The following is an 18,049-nucleotide window of genomic DNA, read 5'->3' on the forward strand; positions in this document are numbered from 1 at the left end:
GACCAAGGAGACACCATGAGGAAGCTCGCGACCGCTGCCGTCGTGGCGACGTGCATCGTCGTGACGGTGACGGGCTGTCGGGACAGCGGCGACGCTGATCGAGCATCCGATTCGGACCAGCCGCAGTCGACGGCGAGCGGGGCTCGCGCCGACGTATCGCCGACGCAGTCCGCCCCGGCCGTCGACCACCCGGTCACTGCAGGTCCGGGCGGGTGCCTGGACCTCGGGGCAGCGACCGTCGCACGGGCGGTCTCCTCCATCGACGCGTACGGCGGACGCGGATTCGTCGCGTCGGAGGGGACCCGCGCCGAACTCGGCTCCTGTCCCGAACTCATGTGGGCCAACGCTGACCTCGAAGGCGGGACCGGCAGCTCCCCCCAGCGCATCCTGTTCTTCGACGCCGACGGTTTCATCCGCTACGACACCGAGGCGTACACCGCGTTCACATCGGTCCTACGCTCCACGATCGACTCGGTCGTCGTCCGCTACCGCTGGCTCGAGGGCCGCGACTCGACCGCGAACCCGACCGGCGGACCCGTCGACGTCACGTACACGCTGTCCGGGCAGAACGTGATCGCCGACCGCACGATCCCCGACCGGGCGCTCGTCGCCCCGCCGAACACGGACACGGTCCCGATTCCCGACACGACGCCGAACACAGTGGCGCCGCAGGCACCCGACGTCGCGGCGCCGCCAACCACGTCAGAGGCGCCAGAGCAGTCGACGACCCCGTACCCGTCGCTCCCGACAAGGCCAACGACACCAGGCCCGTCATCCGAAGCCGCACCGTCGGAGAGTGCCCCGTCGTCGAAGCCCCGACCGTCGACCAGCCCGCGACCACCGGCTGGATTCGTTCCGCCGACCGAACTGCTGCCGCGGCCGCACACACCGCGGTCGGCACCGTCGCTGCCGCGGTAGCAGCCGCGAGGGATCAGGCAGCCACGTCGGGTCAGACATCGGTCGAGAAGCGGATACCGCCGTCGGGCACCTGGATGCCCGGCCACACACGGGCCCCGCGCAGCAGCTCGCAACGCGCGCCGATGGATGCGCGGTCACCGATCACGGTGTCGCGGATCAGTGCACCCGCGCCGACGCTCGCGCCGAAGCCGACGATGCTGCGTTCGACGACGGCGCCGGCCTCGACCCTCGCGCCGTCGAACACGACGGCGCCGTCGAGCCGAGCCCCCGCCCCGACGATCGCGCCGCGACCGACGACAGTCCCGCCGATGAGGACAGCTCCCCGTGCCACGTCGGCACCGTCGAGGACGAGCGCCTCACCGCACTGCTGAGCGATCGCAGGCGACGGCGCGATGCCGCGCACGAGGTCGGCGCTACCGCGCACGAAGTCTTCGGGCGTGCCCATGTCACGCCAGTAGGCTGCATCGACGTGCGCATGGATGTGCCGTCCGTGCGCAAGAAGCGACGGGAACACCTCGCGCTCCACCGAAACGGCCCGCCCGGTAGGGATCTCACCGATTACGCTGCGGTTGAACACATACGTTCCAGCGTTGATCTGGTTGGTCGGCGGATCCTGCGTCTTCTCCAAGAACGCGGTGACGCGGCCGTCGGCGTCGGTTGGCACACAACCGAACGCACGCGGGTCACTGACGCGGACCAGGTGCAATGTCACCTCGGCACCCGACTCCTGGTGAGTGGTCACCACATCGTGGATGTCCGTGCCGCCGAGAACATCGCCGTTGAAGACGAGGATCGTGTCCGCCGTCAACGAGTCGTAGACATTGCGAATTCCGCCGCCGGTGCCGAGCGGTTGCTCCTCGGTAACGTACGTGAGGTCCAGGCCGAGCGACGAGCCGTCGCCGTAATACTCTTCGAACACTTCGGCTTTGAACGAGGTGCCGAGTACGACGTCGGTGATCCCCGCTTCGCGGATCCGCGACAGCAGATGCGTGAGGAACGGCTGGCCGGCGGTCGGGAGCATCGGCTTGGGTGCCGACAGCGTCAGCGGGCGGAGCCTTGTGCCCTTGCCGCCGACGAGGATCAGTGCCTGAACAGACGGTGCCACGGAGTTTCCTTCCATCATCGATACGGGTCGGACGCCGGTCAGACGTCGCTGCCGGTGTGCCGTCGCTCGCGCAGGGCCGCTGAGACAGCGAGCTTCGACCGAACGGCCAGCCCGGCCCGCAGGGCAAGGCGCAAGGGCGCTCGGAGCGCCCCCGGGTTCCGGTCCGCATTGAACCGGTAGGCGCTCTGGTGATGCGCCGGAATCATCTTCTCGGGGTGCTTGCTGACTGAGTGACTCTTGGCGTGCAGGACGCTGGCGCTCGGTACGTAGACGTTGAGCCACCCGGCACGACCGAACCGGTCACCAAGGTCGACGTCCTCCATGAACATGAAGTAGCGGGAGTCGAAGCCGTCGACTCCGTCGAATGCGCTGCGCCGCACCAGAAGGCACGATCCGGACAGCCACCCGACAGGACGCTCGGTCAGTCCCTGCTCGTCGTCGCGGTAGGCCCTGGTCCACGGGTTGGACGGCCAGACGGCACCGAGGACGGCATGCCCGGTGCCCGACACGAGATTCGGGACGGCGCGCGCCGACGGGTACACCGAGCCGTCGAGCTCGGTCACGAGGGGGCCAAGGCTGGCGGCGCGCGGCCACCGTCGGGCGGCTGCGAGGAGTACGTCCAGCGAGCCGGGAGACCATTCGACGTCGGGGTTAGCGATGACGACGAAGTCGAGGTCAGGATCGAGCTCGGCGACGCCGCGATTCACGGCCGCGCCATAGCCGATGTTCCCGCCCGAGTCGACGAGTGTCACGTTCTCGTGCTCGGCCGCTGCCTTCTCGGGTGCGCCGTCGGTGGATCCGTTGTCGGCGATCACGATCTGAGGGCTGTGCTGCGACGCGTCGCCGAGCGTGCGCAGAAAGTTGTGCAGGTAGTCACCGGACGAATAGGTCACGGTCACTACGCCGAAAGGAGCAGTCACCGCGACAGACTAACCCGAAGTCGGTGCGCCGAGCGCGTCGCGGAGGGCATCCGGCCAGTCACGCAGCGGCGTGAAGCCCGCGTTCTCCCAGCTCTTCGCAGACAACACCGAGTACGGCGGACGCGGTGCTGGCCGTGGGAATTGTTCTGTGCTGCAAGGCTTCACCCGCTCAGGATCGGCTCCGAGGACGGTGAACACAGCGCGAGCGAGATCACACCAGGTGGCTTCACCGGCATTGGTCGCGTGAACGACCGATCCACCGTGTGAACGACCCGCGAGCATGCTGACGGCAAGTTCCCACAACCCGTCTGCCAGGTCGGGCGCGTACGTCGGCGAGCCGCGTTGGTCGTCGACCACGGTGATCTCGTCTCGCTCGCCCTCCAGGCGACGCATCGTCGTCACGAAGTCGCGGACCGGGGGGCGCCCGGTGAACACCCACGCGGTGCGCACCACGACGCCGTTCGGGTCGGCGGCGGCCATCGCCCGCTCCCCCGCGAGCTTGCTCGCTCCGTAGACGGTGTCGGGCTCCGCGTCGCCGCGCAGATCGGACGGCTCGAGCGGAGAGCCCCACAGTCCGTGCCCGGACGTCGGCCGCCCGAACACGTAGTCGGTCGAGACGTGGATCAGGTGCGCTCTCGCCGCCGCTGTAGCCGAGGCGAGATTCGCCGGCCCGTCGGCGTTGACGGCATATGCGACGTCGCGGGAGGTCTCGGCCCCGTCGACATCGGTGAACGCCGCAGCGTTGACGACGACGTCTCCGTCTCGCAGATCGGCGAGCGCCGATCGGACCGAAGCGTTCGACGCGATGTCAATGTCCGACGACCTCAACCCCACGACACAGACGTCTGTAGGGACCGCACGAGATGCGAGGAGGGCGGATCCGAGTTGGCCTGCGGCACCGATCACATAGACCGTCGAGGGAGAGTTCACACCGACAATCGTGCCTCACCCGGGACGTGGCGTCGCCCACGCCCGGGCGCGCTTCCCCGATTGGTCCCGGACTCGCCAGTATCCTCGTGCGGGAGACCGCGTCGGACGGCGCGCACCGACTTGCAGTGAAGGGAACGACACACGCGTGGATCAGCGACGTGAAGGCGGCGAGGACAAGCCTCGCCGCAATGGCACTCGCGGGAGGACCGACGGCGCTGCGCCGCGCCCGCGTGGAGACGCGCCGCGCCGACGTCGACCGGCTCCGGTCGATACCGGCACACGCCGTCGTCGAACGTCCGAGGAGATCCACACGAAGCCCCGCAAGCGCCGACCTCCGAAAGAGGCGAAGTCCGTGGCCGGCGCCGAGGGTGCTGGCGAGCGTGCATCGGAGATGCACTCACGCGGTGCAGGTGCGGCCAAGGCCGGAACTCTGCGCGAAGCGGTGTCGGTGTGGGCCACCCGACCGATCGCCGGAGTCCCGCCGAAGCACATCGGTCGGACGCTCGTCGCGTTGATCACGATCCTGGTCTTGGTGATCACGGGCGTCGGGTGGAGCGAGTTCAACTCGATCCGATCGTCGGCGACCCAACTCGGCGGGCTCGCCTTGGGCGGGGGCGACGACGGAGCCGTCGACGTCCTGCTGGTGGGAACCGACTCGCGCAACGACGCCAAAGGCAATCCGCTCCCTGAGGACCAGCTCAAGCGTCTCCGCGTGAGCGGCGAGGTCTCGACGAGCACGGACACGATCCTGTTGGTCCGCATCCCGAACGACGGGTCCGCCGCGACTGCTGTGTCGATCCCCCGCGACACGTACGTCGAAGTCCCAGGACTCGGCAAGAGCAAGATCAATTCCGCCTATGGCACCACGCGGGAGACCGTCCGCGCCCGCGACGTCGAGAACGGCGCCACCGAGGCCGAGGCGGAAGAGGAAGGCACCAAGGCGGGCCGACAGGCGCTCATCAAGACCGTCGGAAACCTGACCGGCGTCACCGTCGACCACTACGCCGAGGTCGGACTCCTCGGCTTCGCGCTGCTCACCGACGCGGTCGGCGGCGTCGAAGTGTGTCTGAAGAACTCCGTTCGGGAACCCTTGTCCGGAGCTCGTTTCCGCAAGGGCAAGCAGACCCTCGACGGCCCGAAGGCCCTCAGCTTCGTTCGGCAGCGTCACGGACTGCCGCGCGGCGACCTCGACCGCATCACCCGACAGCAGGTGTACATGGCATCGCTCGCGCAGAAGATCCTGTCGACGCAGACGCTCACCGACTCCGGTAAGCTCAACGAACTCCAGGACGCCGTCTCCAAGTCGGTGCTGCTCGACGACGGATGGGACATCATCAGTTTCGCCGAGCAGCTCAAGGACCTCACGGGCGGCAACATCAAGTTCGCCACTATCCCGATCGCCGACGACCAAGCGTGGAGCGACGACGGCACCCAAAGCGTCCTCGCAATCGACCCGCCAGCCGTGCACACGTTCGTCGACCGACTGCTGGGCAACCAGGAGCCGGAGAAGTCCGACAACCCCCGTGCCGAGTTCACGGTGGACGTGATCAACGCGGGCACCGTCGACGGTCTCGCAGGCAACGTGTCGCGGGTGCTGGCCAGCCGTGGCTTCAAGGCCGGTGCGACGTCGAACAAGCCGATGAACGAGTTCGACTCGCTGGTGTACGCGAACTCCACGGATAACGAGGGCGCGAAACAACTGGTCAGCGACCTCGGCGGAGGCATTCAGATCCGCGAGGACTCCTCGCTTCCCGAGAACCACCTCAAGGTCGCGCTCACCAACACGTATGTGGGTGCGGGTTCGATCGTCAACACCGGCGACCAGGGCGGTGGCGACGACGGCGGCACCGAAGCGAGCGCCTCGTCGACGTCGTCGGCTCCCTCGTCCAAGGTCATCAAGGCCGACAACGACGGCCCGGTCTGCGTCAACTGATCGACGTCGGCGACGATGGTTGGATGACCGACACGCTGACTTCTCTAGTCCTGGGCCGGGTGGCCGACCCCGCCCGTCCGCTGTTCACGTTCTACGACGAGGGCACCGGGGAACGCACCGAACTGTCGGCGGCGACCCTCGGCAACTGGGCCGCCAAGATCGCAAACTACCTGCGCGACGAGGTGGGCGTTGCTCCCGGCGACGACGTCCGCGTCGACCTACCCGAGCACTGGCAGAGCGCAGCCGTCCTACTGGGTGCGTGGTGGGCGGGAGCTCGCGTTCTCGTCGGGGACTACGACGGTGACGCCCGGGTGGTGTTCACCACTGCGGGCCGGCTCGATCAGCACGACGCCGACGAGATCGTCGTCGTCCCACTCGACCCGTTCGCGATGGGGTCCCGGGATCTGCCGATCGGTGTCGACGACTTCGGCGAGTCGGTCCGCGCCCACGGCGACCGGTACTCCCCTGTCGGCGCCGGCGAACTCGCGCTCGACGAGGTGCCGACTTCGGCGCTCGCCCGGATCGAGTCGGAGGTTGAGGCGGGTCAACGCGTCGTCTCCACTCGCCCCTGGGACACGGCAGACACGATCGCAGCCAACTTGCTCGCGCCGTTGCTCGTCGGCGCGTCGCTGGTGTGGGTCCGCGGTGCGGACGATGCGCGTGTCGACGCTATCGCGGCAATGGAGAAGGCCGGCCGGGTACTCCGCCCATAGCGGAGTACCCGGCCGCGCATCTCTCAGCCGCGAAGCAAACAGCGCGCCCTGACCCTTCGCTGAACCTGGTTGGTGCCCTCGTAGATCTGGGTGATCTTGGCGTCACGCATCATGCGCTCCACCGGGAAGTCGGTGGTGTAGCCCGCGCCGCCGAACAACTGCACGGCGTCGGTGGTGACCTCCATGGCGACGTCGGAGGCCATGCACTTGGACGCCGACGAGATGAAGCCGAGGGGGCCTGCGCCACGCTCGGCACGCGATGCCGCCGAGTACACCATGAGGCGAGCCGCTTCGACCTTCATCGCCATATCGGCGATCATGAACTCGACACCCTGAAACTTGCTGATGGACTGGCCGAACTGCTTGCGTTCCTTGACGTAGTCGATCGCGGCGTCGAGGGCACCCTGCGCCACGCCGACGGCCTGTGCGCCGATGGTCGGACGAGTGTGGTCGAGCGTCGCGAGGGCCGTCTTGAAGCCGGTGCCCTCGTCGCCGATGATCCGGTCGTCGGGAATCGTGCAGTCCTCGAAGTACAGCTCTGCGGTCGGGCTGCCCTTGATGCCCAGCTTGTGCTCGAGCGGTCCGACGGTGAAGCCGGGGTCGTCCTTGTGGACCATGAATGCGGAGATGCCGCTGGCACCCTTCTCCGGGTCGGTGACCGCCATAACGGTGTACCAGGCGGACTGTCCGCCGTTGGTGATCCAGCACTTGGAGCCGTTGAGGACCCACGAATCGCCGTCGCGGCGCGCACGGGTCTTCATCGCTGCCGCATCGCTGCCGGCTTCGCGCTCGGACAAGGCGTACGAGGCCATCGCCTCGCCGGAGGCGATCGATGGAAGGACCTTGGCCTTGAGCTCATCCGAGCCGGACAGGATCAGCCCCATGGTGCCGAGCTTGTTGACCGCCGGGATCAGCGACGCGGAGACGTCGACGCGTGCGACCTCTTCGATGACGATGCAGGCGGCGAGCGAGTCGGCGCCCTGACCCTCGAACTGCTCGGGGACGTGCACGGCATTGAAGCCGTTGGCGACAAGTGCCGCGCGAGCCTCCTCGGGGAAACGTGCGTTCTCGTCGACATCCTTGGCGTGCGGCGCGATCTCCTTCTCGCTCAGTGCGCGGATCGCCTCGCGGAGAGCCTCATGCTCCTCCGGTAGTTGGAAGAGGTCGAAATCGGGGTTTCCGAACTTGCCCATGGATTACTCCTTTGACTGACAACAGCGAGTGTCACTGAGTGCCGCGATAGTGGGAACTTCCTGCAGTTCATCATGGCACTGCGTGCCAAGTCAATCGATCGCGGACGATGTCGGCGACATCGTCCGCACTGAGGTCTGCGCCGTGAGTGACAACTGTCACCGCGGTCCCCGACGGCGAGTCCGGGCGGACCCGGTCGACCATCGTCGAGTGGATCCACTGCAGCTCCGCGCGCAGCGCGTCGGCGGTCGCCGCCTGGTCACCCCGGACCATCTGACGCAGCAGATGGTTGTGCGTGCCAGTCACCGCCGCTGCGTAGGCAACCTGCCTGACGCGCGGCACAGCGGGCAGCCTGCGGCGCAGTGAGTCCTCGAAGAGTCGCTGGTAGCGATAGGTGGTGACCAGCTCCCGATCACGCAGCGCAGGCACTTGCGACACCACTTGATACCGGCCGACAGCCAGATCGCGGTGCGCGGCGAAATGCGCGAAGACCTGTTCAGCAGCCACGCAGACCGACCACCATGGATCGGCGCTCGACTCCTCGGCGTCCGCGAGTTGTTCCGCTACGAGCACCAACAGTTGTTCGTGGTCGGCGAAGATGAAGTCTTCCTTGGAACGGAACTGCCGGAACAACGTGCGCCGTGACACTCCGGCCGCCGCGGCGACCGCGTCGACCGTCGTCGACTCGTAGCCTTGCTCGGCAAACAGCCGGATCGACTCGGCGACCACCTGCATCCGGAAGTCCGCCGCGTCGGACTCCCCCGCCACTGCGCCCTCACTCATGGCACCCAGTATCCAACGCCGAGCCGGTGAGGCAAGCTGGTGTGGTGGAAATTCCTACCGCCCTCGCCGGATTCGACCGCCACGAGTTCACCCACGAGGCGATCACTCACCACTACTATCGCCTCGGCGACGGCCCCGCCGTGATCGTGATCCCCGAGATCCCCGGCATCACTCCGAAGGTCGCCGACTTCGCTCGCCGCGTCGTCGCGGCCGGGTTCACCGTGTTCATGCCGTCGCTGTTCGGTGTCGACGGTGCCGATCCCAATCCGGCGGAACTGTCCGACCTGCCGCGAGCCGGCGTCGGGATGGTGCGCGCGATGGGAAAGGTGTGCGTGAGCCGCGAGTTCACCGTCTTCGCCACCGGCAAGACGTCACCGGTCGTGACCTGGCTGCGTGCGCTCGGCCGCGCCGCGCACTCCGAGTGCGGGGGCCCCGGCATCGGCGCGATCGGCATGTGCCTGACCGGGGGCTTCGCCCTCGCCATGTCGGTGGACGACGCGATGCTCGCCCCCGTCCTGTCGCAGCCGTCCCTCCCCTTCGGCGCGACACCCGGTCGGCGCTCCACGATCGACATCTCGCCCCAAGACCTCGCCTGTGTCCGGTCACGGTGCCGCGACGAAGGACTGCAAGTGTTGGGCGCTCGATTCCAAGGCGACCGGCTCTCGCCCGGTGGCCGCTTCGATTTCTTGCGCCGCGAACTCGGCGACTCGTTCCTCGGCGTCGAACTGCCTGACGACGCGGCGAACCCGAATGCCGCGATCCCGCCGCACTCGGTCGTCACCGAGCACTTGATCGACGAACCCGGGGAGCCGACTCGCGAGGCGCTCGATCAGATCATCGACTTCTTCCGTCAGAAGCTGGACGTGGCGTGACGACGGCTCGATTCAGCGGGAGCGAACCCGACACCACCGTCCTCGACGACCCGTTCACCACCGCGCTGCGCGGCCCGCAGTCGCACTTCGCTCGGAGCCTCGGGAACATCGTCACCTTCGAGCCCGACGTGTCGGTGTTCTACGGTCACCCCCGCGAGATGACCGCGCAGGACTACGTCGACCTCGCCGAGCTGACCGGAGTCGGGCGCACCGCGTCGTTGCGGGATCGCCGGACTCCGTTGCCCGACGGAGTCTTCGACGTGGTCGCCGAGATCGATCTCGTGCAGTACCGAGGAGATGCCGCCGTGTCTGCCGCCGATGCCGAGCTGGTCCGACTCGGCTCCGCGGACGTCCCGGAGATGACTGCCCTCGTCGAACTGACCGAGCCGGGCCCGTTCCTTCCCCGGACGATCGAGATGGGCGTCTACCTCGGTTACCGCGACCCGAGTTCCGGCCGCCTCCTGTCGATGGCCGGGCAACGCCTGCAAGTGCCCGGGTGGACGGAGATCAGTGCGGTGTGCACCCACCCCGACGCGCGTGGACGCGGGCTCGCACGACGGGTCGTGTCGGCCGTCGCTCAGGTGATCGTCGACGCGGGCCATGCACCGTTCCTGCACACGACGGCCGACAACTCCGCGCGTCACCTGTACGAGAAGATGGGATTCACTCTGAATTCCGAAGCGCCACTGGAGATCCTGCGGGTCAACAAAGGAATGAGATGAGGTCGCACATGTACCAGTTCGATGGCCTCGACGTTCCGATCGTCGGCGCCCCCATGGCCGGTGGCGTATCGACGGCGGCACTGACTGCCGCCGTCTCGGAGGCAGGCGGGTTCGGCTTCTACGGCGGCGCGTACGTGTCTCCGGATGCGTTGGCGGCGACGGTCCGCGAGATCGGCGAGCTCACCGCAAAGCCGTTCGGCGTCAACCTGTTCGTACCCGAGCAGGTCGACGTCGATCCCGCGGAGTTCGCGTCCTACCGCGCTCGTCTGTCGTCGCTCGCCGAACGCGTCGGCGTCGACCTACCCGAATCGGTGCCGTTCACCGACGACTCGTTCGACGCGAAGGTGCAGGTGCTGCTCGAGCAGCGTCCAGCCGTGGTGTCATTCACGTTCGGACTCCCGTCTCGTGACGTGGTCGATAGCTTCCACGCTGCCGACGTCGCAGTGTCCGCCACGGTCACTTGCGTCGACGAGGCCCGACTCGCCGCCGAGCTCGGCGTTGATTCGCTGTGCGCACAAGGCTTCTCGGCGGGCGGACACCGCGCGACCTTCGCGATCGACGACGTCGATCCAGAGATCGACACCCTCGACTTGGTTCGGGCGGTAGTGGCGGAGACCGGGCTGCCGACGGTCGGCGCGGGCGGTGTCGCCGGACCCGACGACGTCCGTGCGATCCTGGACGCGGGGGCGGTTGCCGCGCAGGTCGGCACGCTTTTGCTCCGCACTCGGGAAGCAGGCACCCGACAAGCCCACCGCGACGCGCTCGCGGACCCGCAGTTCACGACGACCGTCACGACCCGGGCCTATTCCGGACGCCTCGCCCGCGGCCTGGAGAACGACTTCATCCGCGCGAACACCGACTACGCACCGTCGGTCTACCCTCAGATCAACACGTTAACCGGCGGTATCCGCAGAGCCGCGGCCGACGACCCACAGGTCATCAACCTGTGGGCAGGTTCGGGTTTTCGCTCCGCACAGGCGATTTCGGCAGCCGATGTCGTCCGCACTCTCGCTCCCCGCCCCCGCTGATCGAACCCCCCCGCTGATCGAACCTCCCCCCGCTGATCGAGCCTGCCCCGCTGATCGAACCTCCCCCCGCTGATCGAGCCTGCCCCACGCCGATCGAGCGAAGTCGAGATCCCCTTGCGCGATCAGCGGATAGGCGACTCATCCACGGGTTCCGTCTCCACGTCGCCGGCTTCCTCGGCGGGCACGTACGCGCTACCCAACGCCGGGTGCGGAACTTCGACCATCTCCGCCGTCGTACGCACCGGCTTGATCCGGTCGATGATCGCGACGACGATCAGCGAGATCACGCCCCACGCCGCCAAGGTGAGGAGGGTCGACCCGAGCGTGTCTCCGGCGAAGTACAGGATCGACCGCGCGGCTTCGACCGCGGCGCCCATGGGTATGACGTCGTGGATCGCCCGGAAGAACGGCGCCTCCATGTACACCGACATCGCGCCGCTCGACGCCGGGACTCCGAGGAACATCAAGATGCCGATCACCGGAATGATCGCGAGCATGCCGACGAGTCTCTCGAACACCGTCGCGAACATCGCCACGCAGAAGATCGCTATCGAACCGGTCGCCCACAATTCCCAGCCGTGACCGCCCTCGATACTGCCAGTGATCGGACCCGCGATGAGGAGCACCGCAGCAGACATGAACCCCGAGTAGACGCCGACGATCGGCAGTAGCTTCGGCAGTGGACGGCTCGCGGGAGCGGCGTTGGCACCGACGATGATCACCATGAATCCGGCCATCAGCCAGCCCATCGCGATGTACATCGTCACGGTCCCCATACTGTCGCGGTCAGGTAGCGGTGCCACGTCGTCGGTATCGACCGACATGTCTTGAGCCTGTGCGACCTGGGTGAAGATCTGGTCGACGACCTGCGCGGCACTGTTACTCGCGGCCTGGTTGGTGAGAACCGTGCCCTGTGGGTTCTCCGCGCTCGGCAGAACGAACGCTCCGACGATGTCACGGTCGGCGACCTGGGCCCGTGCGTCGTCCGCCGAGCCGATGACACTGATGTCGAACATGCCGGGCATCTGCTTCGACAACCCGTCGGCGACGGCCTGCCCCTGCTGCTCCGACGCCGCCACGACCGCGACCGGCATGTCCTTCGGCGTGGGTGAGTGCATGGCACCGAGCATCGCGGTGACCATCATGGTCACCATCGCAAGCGGGAAGAACAAGAGTGCGGTGTAGCGCCAGAACGGGGTGTCAGGCTGCGATGCTCCGCGCAATGACGGGATCGAGACACGGACGGTCGCCGACGCCGACTTGTGGCGTTTACGCCAGTCCGCCAGCAGGGTCAGGACGAGCCCGGCCACACCGCCGATGCCCAACACCATCAGATGCTTGCCTGCACCGTCACCGCCGAAGTACAACACCGAGCGGAGTGCCTCGCCGATCGCGGGCAGTGGCAGGAACGAGTGGAAGACGTCGTAGAAGGGCGGTGCCGTATAGATCGAGATGCTGAGGTTGGAACTGGGCATTCCGAGCACCATGAGCAGCAGCATCGCGAGCAGGGTGGCCATCGCTCCGAAGATGCGCGTCAAGAACAGTTGAACCATCCCGATGGCGACGACGCCTAGCATCGCGACGCCCATCACCGGAAGCAGGTCCCCGGCGGGCACGACGTGCAGGATCGGGCAGGTGATCAGCGCGATGACACCTGCGATGAGCACGCCCCACCCAACCAGGAGCGGCAGAAATCGTCGGAGTCGCAGCAGGTGCGGCGAGTTCGACAGCATGAACGAGAGAGGTAGGTAACCGGCCATGACGATGGCCGTGGTCATGAACATAGCGCCGAGCCCGGCCGAATCACTGGACGGCAACGGCACCAGATCTTCGGTCGCAAGCGTGATCCCTTGGGCGACGGCGACTGGCGTCACCAGCGTGGTGACGACCGTCGACTGCGACGCGCCCGCGGCCTTCGCGGTGAACAACGTCGCGTTCTTGCCGTCGATGACGACGGCTCCCGCGGCGTCTCGGTCGATCACTTGCTGACGGGCGCTACCCGGATCGGATTCGGTCGTTATGTCCACCGCATCACCGTCGGCGTGCTTGAGTGCGGTCGCGAACGCTCCGGCGTCCTGCCCCGACACGACGAGCGGCATATCGCGGGGCGTCGGTGAATGCATCGCGCCCATGTAGCCCCAGATCATCATGCCGACCAACGCCAACGGCATCAGGAACATGATGACGACGCGGACGATCCCTTCGATCTTCGCGCGCTTCGCTGCCGCTGCGGCGTCGTCGATCTCCACAGCCGTGGCCTCAGTGACCGAATCGATCTCGTCGTGTGGTGCAGGCACTGTGCACTCCCCCTTCGTCATGGCGTCATGGCGTCGTGACCGCGAGCAACCGCACGGACTGCGCGTCGTTCGTCACCGATCCCGCTACCCGGACAACATTAAGACATGTGGCTTAATTCCGCGATTGAATATAATCGAGGACACACCTACTTCGCGAAGACAGGCGGGCGATGGCACATCACGGCGACCGCGCACGAGAGACTCTTCTGGACGCCGCCGAAGAGCTTTTCGCGCTGTACGGAATCGATGCGGTGTCCAATCGCAAGATCACCGAACACGCAGGCACCGCGAATCATTCGGCGATTGCCTATCATTTCGGGGGACGTGAGGAGATGATCGAGGCGCTACTGAACCGTGGACGGAGCGACATCACCGCACGACGGACCGCACTCCTCGAGTCGCTGCCAGAGCGTCAGTCCCTGCACGAGATGGTCGGAGCCGGGATCCTGCCGTGGATCGAATACCTCGACTCGCTACCCGTCCCGAGTTGGCGCGCGCGGTTCACCCACCAGGCGATGTCGGTACCGTCGATCGAGGAGTCGATGCGCAGGACGATCGAGAACAGTGTGCGCTTCGACGCCGCGATGTCCAGCACTCCCGAACTCGCGGACGTGCCCAGATCGGTACTCGTCCCGCGGACCCGCATCCTCGCGGCTCTGACCCTGCAACTGTGCGCAGGATACGAGGCCGACGTCGAAGCCGGAACCGCGAAAGGCGACTGGACCTCGCTCGGCTACTTCATCGTCGACGCCGCGACCGGCATGCTCGCCGCGCCAGTGACTCAGCTGTGAGGCATCCGTCTGCCGACAGTCATACCGAGTTCACCCGGTGATCGAGCGGAGTCGAGATCTCTTCAGACGGAGTCAGCCGTCGAGGAGCGTCCTACGGAGCTTCTCGTCCTTCTCCAAGACCATCTCCTCCAGACCGGCCTGGAACTTCTCCATCGCCGACTGCAAGGTGGGGTCACTCGCGGCGAGAATCCGAACCGCGAGGAGGCCAGCGTTTCGTGCACCACCGATCGAGACCGTCGCGACCGGCACTCCCGCAGGCATCTGCACGATCGAGAGAAGTGAGTCCATGCCGTCCAGGTACTTGAGCGGGACCGGCACGCCGATCACCGGCAGTGGGGTCGCCGAGGCGACCATGCCGGGCAGATGCGCCGCGCCACCCGCGCCTGCGATGATCACCGAGACCCCCCGTGACGCAGCACCCTTCGCATAGTCGAGCATGCGTTGCGGCGTGCGATGCGCAGAGACGACGCCGACCTCGAACGTGACTCCGAACTCGGCGAGCGCCTCAGCGGCTGCCTCCATCGTCGGCCAGTCCGAGTCGCTACCCATGATGAGTCCGACGCGAGGTCCTTGAGGTGCGGTCATGTTCGAGGCTCCGATCGATATGGGGTGGGTGAAAGCATCTCAGTCCGCAGACGAGTGCGGATCCCAGCCGTCGGTCCAGACGGCGTGGCTCATCCAGTGCGCGGCGCGTTCGGCGCGCTCGCGGACGGTCTCGACGTCATCGTCCGGACGGCCGACGATGTTGACGTGCCCCACCTTGCGATCGGGGCGCTCACCCTTGCCATACATGTGGACCTTGGCGTCGGGCATCCGCGCGAACAGGTGGTGCAGCCTCTCGTCCACCGACATGGCGGGCGCCTCTGCGGCGCCCAGTACGTTCGCCATGACGACGACGCCTGCACGAGGGGACGTGTCGCCGAGCGGATAGTCGAGCACCGCGCGCAGGTGCTGCTCGAACTGCGAGGTGAGCGCACCGTCCATCGTCCAGTGACCACTGTTGTGCGGGCGCATCGCCAACTCGTTGACGACGAGTCGGCCGTCTAGCGTCTCGAACAGCTCCATGGCCATTGCGCCGACCACACCGAGTTCGTCGGCCAGTCGCAGTGCCATCTGCTGCGCTCGCTGTGCGACCTCGGCGTCGAGCCCCGGTGCGGGCGCGAGGACTACCGCGCACTGACCGTTTCGCTGAACGGTCTCGACGACCGGCCACGCCGCACCCTGGCCGTACGGCGACCGCGCGATCATCGCCGACAGCTCTCGACGCATCGCGACCTTCTGCTCGGCCATCAAGACGGTGTCGCCACCGGACTGTGCGTCGAACACGGCGAGCGCCGCGTCACGATCGTCGACGAGCCACACGCCGCGGCCGTCGTAACCGCCGCGGACCGCTTTGATCACCACATGCCAGTCGTTGCGGTCGCCGAACGCGATCAGCCGTTCACGGGCTTGGGCGACGTCCCCGGACAGGTCCGCGTAGTCCGGCACCGGCAGACCGAGCTCCGACAGCCGGTTCCGCATGTCCAGCTTGTCCTGCGCGAACCGCAGCGCCGTCGACGGCGGACGTACCGCGACCCCCTCGGCCTCGAGTGCTTCCAGGTGCTCCAACGGCACGCCCTCGTGGTCGAACGTCACCGCGACAGCGCCTTCGGCGGCCTCTCGAAGATCGTCGAGAACCTCATGTGAACCGAGGACCACGTCACCGCTGACCTGCGCCGCAGGATCGGTCGTCGTACCGGCGAGCACACGCAGGCATTGGCCCAACGCAATCGCGTACTGGTGCGTCATCCGAGCGAGCTGTCCACCCCCGATCATGGTCACAGTCGGCATCCCGGACTCGGTACGGCCCGATTCTGTATGACCCGGTGAGGGACGAGGCGGTTGCGAACTCACGGCGTCAATGGTGTCATGTCGGCCACGAAACACCGCATTGACGTCCACAGATGTGTATGAGATTGGCCGAGTACGTACACTCGATCGTTGTGCTGACAATCGACAAGGCAGTCTCGATGCTGCCGGGGCCTCTTCACCGGCTCGTGATGAAGCACAACGAGCTGATCAAGTTCGCGATCGTCGGCGGCACCACATTCATCATCGACACCGCGATCTATTACCTGCTCGTGTTCACGGTCCTCGAGCCGAAACCGGTGGTCGCCAGGATCATCTCGGGCGTCGTCGCGACCATTCTCAGCTACATTCTCAACCGCGAGTGGGCGTTCAAGAACCGCGGCGGACGAGAACGGCATCACGAGGCCCTGCTGTTCTTCTTGATCAGCGGTTTCGCCGTCCTACTGACCGCGGCACCACTCTGGTTGGCCAACAACGTATTCGGAATGCGCGAGAACCTGGCCGGTCTACAACTCGTCGTCCTGGACTTCCTACTCGCCTTCATCATCGGCAACATCCTCGGCATGGCCTTCCGCTTCTGGGCACTCCGACGCTTCGCCTTCCCCGAGGAAGAGCCTCGTGGCGGCGAAGGCGGATCCACCGACGTCAATCCGAAACCCGACGAACTCACCGATGAGGAACTCGGTCACGCCTGAGCTCGACGTCGGCGTGCGGCCGTCGCCCGCGCGCCGGTAGAACGATCGCGAACACCACGGGCCGTCGCGACATGAGTTCCAAGCGACCTCCCTCGGCTTCGATCAACGCACGCGACAACGACAAGCCCATCCCACTGCGGCTCCCGCCGGAGAAACCGCGGCGGAACACGTCAGCCGCGATCTCGTCCGGGATCCCCGGGCCACTGTCGGCGACGGTCAGACGCACCATCTCCGCGGCGGGCAAGTTGGCCAGACGGACCGTGGTGGTCCCCGCACCGTGTTGCAGCGAGTTGTCGATCAGCACGCTCAACGCCTCTCGGAGCCGACCGGGCTTGCCCTCGATCATCCCGATCGCGCCGAGCGTCTCCGAACGGAGCCGTCGCCCCTTCGCCCGGAACGCGGGCTCGAAGTCGCCGATCAGCGTGTCCACCACGTCGCGCGCGTCGATCGCCCCGCGCCCCGCCGTGTCCTCCCGTGACGCCGCGACCAGCTCCGACAGCTCGCGCGAGAGTCGCTCCACCTGTTCGAGCCCGGCCTCGGCTTCGGTCACGACGTCGGGGTCGCTGTGTAACGTCAATTCGTCCAACCGCAGGTGGACTGCGGTCAAGCGGCTCCGCAACTGGTGCGAGACGTCGCCGACTATCTCGCCTTCGCGTTCTAGTCGCAATGCGATCTCGCGGTTCGCATCCGACAACGCCTCCGCGACGCGGTCGAGTTCATCGATCCCGTACGACGGCCAGTCGGAGGAGAAGTCGCCGCGTGCCATCGCTCCGGCACGCCCGGCGAGCGCCGTCAACGGTTCGGACAGCCGCCGCGCCGTCACCACTGCGACGATCGCACCGCCGCCCACCGACCCGGCGAGAACGACGAACACCACGCCGACCGCCAGCAACTGTTGCGGGCGTACCTCTTCTTGCGGGATCTCCAACGTCATCCGTGCCTGCGGCCCGAGACTCACCGACTCCGCGATCGTCTCGTCGTCCTGCTGCGCTCCGATAGCGCGGTGGACCGGCACCACGGTTCCGTCCGGACGGTCGACGTCCACATCGAGGCTGAGGCGTCCCCGCGACGGCACCAGGAGCCGGAACTGATCCAGGTCGAGCTCATCGATGGGCACGTTGCGCCCGTCCGTCTCCTCTGACAACACATATTCGGAGATCCGCTTGAGGCTCTCGGCCAGAGTCTGACGTGCCTCTCGCGACATCGCCTGAACGGCAAGGATCGACAACGGCACACCGAGGAGCAGCCCCATCAGCGCGACGGTGCCGATCATCATCTTCAGTATTCGACGGCGCACGCCCAG

17 protein-coding genes are annotated in these 18,049 nt (G+C 66.8%); 8 read left to right on the top strand and 9 right to left on the bottom strand.

The genetic code is table 11. The annotated features are described in order from the left end of the window. The first annotated feature begins 15 nt into the window (after positions 1-15). The gene (locus ACTIMF_RS08800; protein ID WP_442349903.1) at positions 16-918 is read left to right on the top strand and encodes an LppP/LprE family lipoprotein; all 903 of its coding nucleotides are present in this window, start codon (positions 16-18) and stop codon (positions 916-918) included. A 31-nt stretch (positions 919-949) separates the two neighbouring features. On the opposite strand, the gene ACTIMF_RS08805 is transcribed toward ACTIMF_RS08800, so the two are convergent. Genes ACTIMF_RS08805 through rfbD form a run of 3 tightly spaced genes read right to left on the bottom strand, consistent with a single transcriptional unit; the run spans position 950 to position 3,873 of the window. Then, entirely contained in the window at positions 950-2,041 is a 1,092-nt protein-coding gene (locus ACTIMF_RS08805; RefSeq protein ID WP_442349904.1) for a sugar phosphate nucleotidyltransferase, read from the bottom strand. Positions 2,042-2,061: 20 nt separating this feature from the next. Further along, positions 2,062-2,943 carry a glycosyltransferase family 2 protein gene (locus ACTIMF_RS08810; protein ID WP_442349905.1) on the bottom strand — a complete coding sequence of 294 codons (882 nt, stop codon included), beginning with the start codon at positions 2,941-2,943 and terminating at the stop codon, positions 2,062-2,064. 9 nt (positions 2,944-2,952) lie between these two features. After that, positions 2,953-3,873, bottom strand: coding sequence for a dTDP-4-dehydrorhamnose reductase (gene rfbD, locus ACTIMF_RS08815; RefSeq protein ID WP_442349906.1), 921 nt, complete (start codon positions 3,871-3,873; stop codon positions 2,953-2,955). A 352-nt stretch (positions 3,874-4,225) separates the two neighbouring features. Between rfbD and ACTIMF_RS08820 the strand changes: the two genes are divergently transcribed. Together ACTIMF_RS08820 and ACTIMF_RS08825 are read left to right on the top strand one after the other, a co-directional pair. Then, the gene (locus ACTIMF_RS08820) at positions 4,226-5,806 is read left to right on the top strand and encodes an LCP family protein (protein ID WP_442349907.1); all 1,581 of its coding nucleotides are present in this window, start codon (positions 4,226-4,228) and stop codon (positions 5,804-5,806) included. Positions 5,807-5,829: 23 nt separating this feature from the next. After that, complete coding sequence (locus ACTIMF_RS08825; RefSeq protein WP_442349908.1) at positions 5,830-6,519, top strand: TIGR03089 family protein; 690 nt, start codon at positions 5,830-5,832, stop codon at positions 6,517-6,519. Positions 6,520-6,542: 23 nt separating this feature from the next. Here ACTIMF_RS08825 and ACTIMF_RS08830 read toward each other — a convergent pair whose 3' ends face one another. After that, a complete protein-coding gene (locus ACTIMF_RS08830) occupies positions 6,543-7,712 on the bottom strand; it encodes an acyl-CoA dehydrogenase (protein ID WP_442349909.1) in 1,170 nt (389 codons plus the stop codon). A gap of 70 nt (positions 7,713-7,782) precedes the next feature. Next, entirely contained in the window at positions 7,783-8,493 is a 711-nt protein-coding gene (locus ACTIMF_RS08835; RefSeq protein ID WP_442349910.1) for a TetR/AcrR family transcriptional regulator, read from the bottom strand. A 50-nt stretch (positions 8,494-8,543) separates the two neighbouring features. Between ACTIMF_RS08835 and ACTIMF_RS08840 the strand changes: the two genes are divergently transcribed. The 3 genes from ACTIMF_RS08840 to ACTIMF_RS08850 are packed head-to-tail and all read left to right on the top strand — an operon-like array spanning position 8,544 to position 11,115. Beyond that, a complete protein-coding gene (locus ACTIMF_RS08840) occupies positions 8,544-9,365 on the top strand; it encodes a dienelactone hydrolase family protein (RefSeq protein ID WP_442349943.1) in 822 nt (273 codons plus the stop codon). After that, positions 9,362-10,087, top strand: coding sequence for a GNAT family N-acetyltransferase (locus ACTIMF_RS08845; RefSeq protein WP_442349911.1), 726 nt, complete (start codon positions 9,362-9,364; stop codon positions 10,085-10,087). Before ACTIMF_RS08840 ends, ACTIMF_RS08845 begins: the two co-directional genes overlap by 4 nt. Positions 10,088-10,095: 8 nt before the next feature. Continuing rightward, positions 10,096-11,115, top strand: coding sequence for an NAD(P)H-dependent flavin oxidoreductase (locus ACTIMF_RS08850; protein WP_442349912.1), 1,020 nt, complete (start codon positions 10,096-10,098; stop codon positions 11,113-11,115). Between the two features lie 122 nt (positions 11,116-11,237). On the opposite strand, the gene ACTIMF_RS08855 is transcribed toward ACTIMF_RS08850, so the two are convergent. Next, complete coding sequence (locus ACTIMF_RS08855; RefSeq protein WP_442349913.1) at positions 11,238-13,412, bottom strand: ABC transporter permease; 2,175 nt, start codon at positions 13,410-13,412, stop codon at positions 11,238-11,240. A gap of 170 nt (positions 13,413-13,582) precedes the next feature. Between ACTIMF_RS08855 and ACTIMF_RS08860 the strand changes: the two genes are divergently transcribed. Beyond that, positions 13,583-14,203 (top strand): TetR/AcrR family transcriptional regulator, encoded by a 621-nt coding sequence (locus ACTIMF_RS08860; protein ID WP_442349914.1) that lies wholly within the window; start codon positions 13,583-13,585, stop codon positions 14,201-14,203. A 72-nt stretch (positions 14,204-14,275) separates the two neighbouring features. Here ACTIMF_RS08860 and purE read toward each other — a convergent pair whose 3' ends face one another. Both purE and ACTIMF_RS08870 read right to left on the bottom strand, forming a co-directional pair. Continuing rightward, positions 14,276-14,788 (bottom strand): 5-(carboxyamino)imidazole ribonucleotide mutase, encoded by a 513-nt coding sequence (gene purE / locus ACTIMF_RS08865; RefSeq protein ID WP_442349915.1) that lies wholly within the window; start codon positions 14,786-14,788, stop codon positions 14,276-14,278. 39 nt (positions 14,789-14,827) lie between these two features. Next, complete coding sequence (locus ACTIMF_RS08870; protein WP_442349944.1) at positions 14,828-16,105, bottom strand: 5-(carboxyamino)imidazole ribonucleotide synthase; 1,278 nt, start codon at positions 16,103-16,105, stop codon at positions 14,828-14,830. Between the two features lie 107 nt (positions 16,106-16,212). On the opposite strand from ACTIMF_RS08870, the gene ACTIMF_RS08875 reads away from it, so the two are divergent. Then, on the top strand, positions 16,213-16,746 hold the full coding sequence (locus tag ACTIMF_RS08875; protein ID WP_442349945.1) for a GtrA family protein: 534 nt from the start codon (positions 16,213-16,215) through the stop codon (positions 16,744-16,746). On the opposite strand, the gene ACTIMF_RS08880 is transcribed toward ACTIMF_RS08875, so the two are convergent. Further along, complete coding sequence (locus tag ACTIMF_RS08880) at positions 16,718-18,043, bottom strand: sensor histidine kinase (RefSeq protein WP_442349916.1); 1,326 nt, start codon at positions 18,041-18,043, stop codon at positions 16,718-16,720. The genes ACTIMF_RS08875 and ACTIMF_RS08880 overlap by 29 nt on opposite strands. Positions 18,044-18,049: the final 6 nt, after the last annotated feature.

The organism is Gordonia sp. (in: high G+C Gram-positive bacteria) (assembly GCF_052106715.1).
Taxonomy (GTDB): domain Bacteria; phylum Actinomycetota; class Actinomycetes; order Mycobacteriales; family Mycobacteriaceae; genus Gordonia.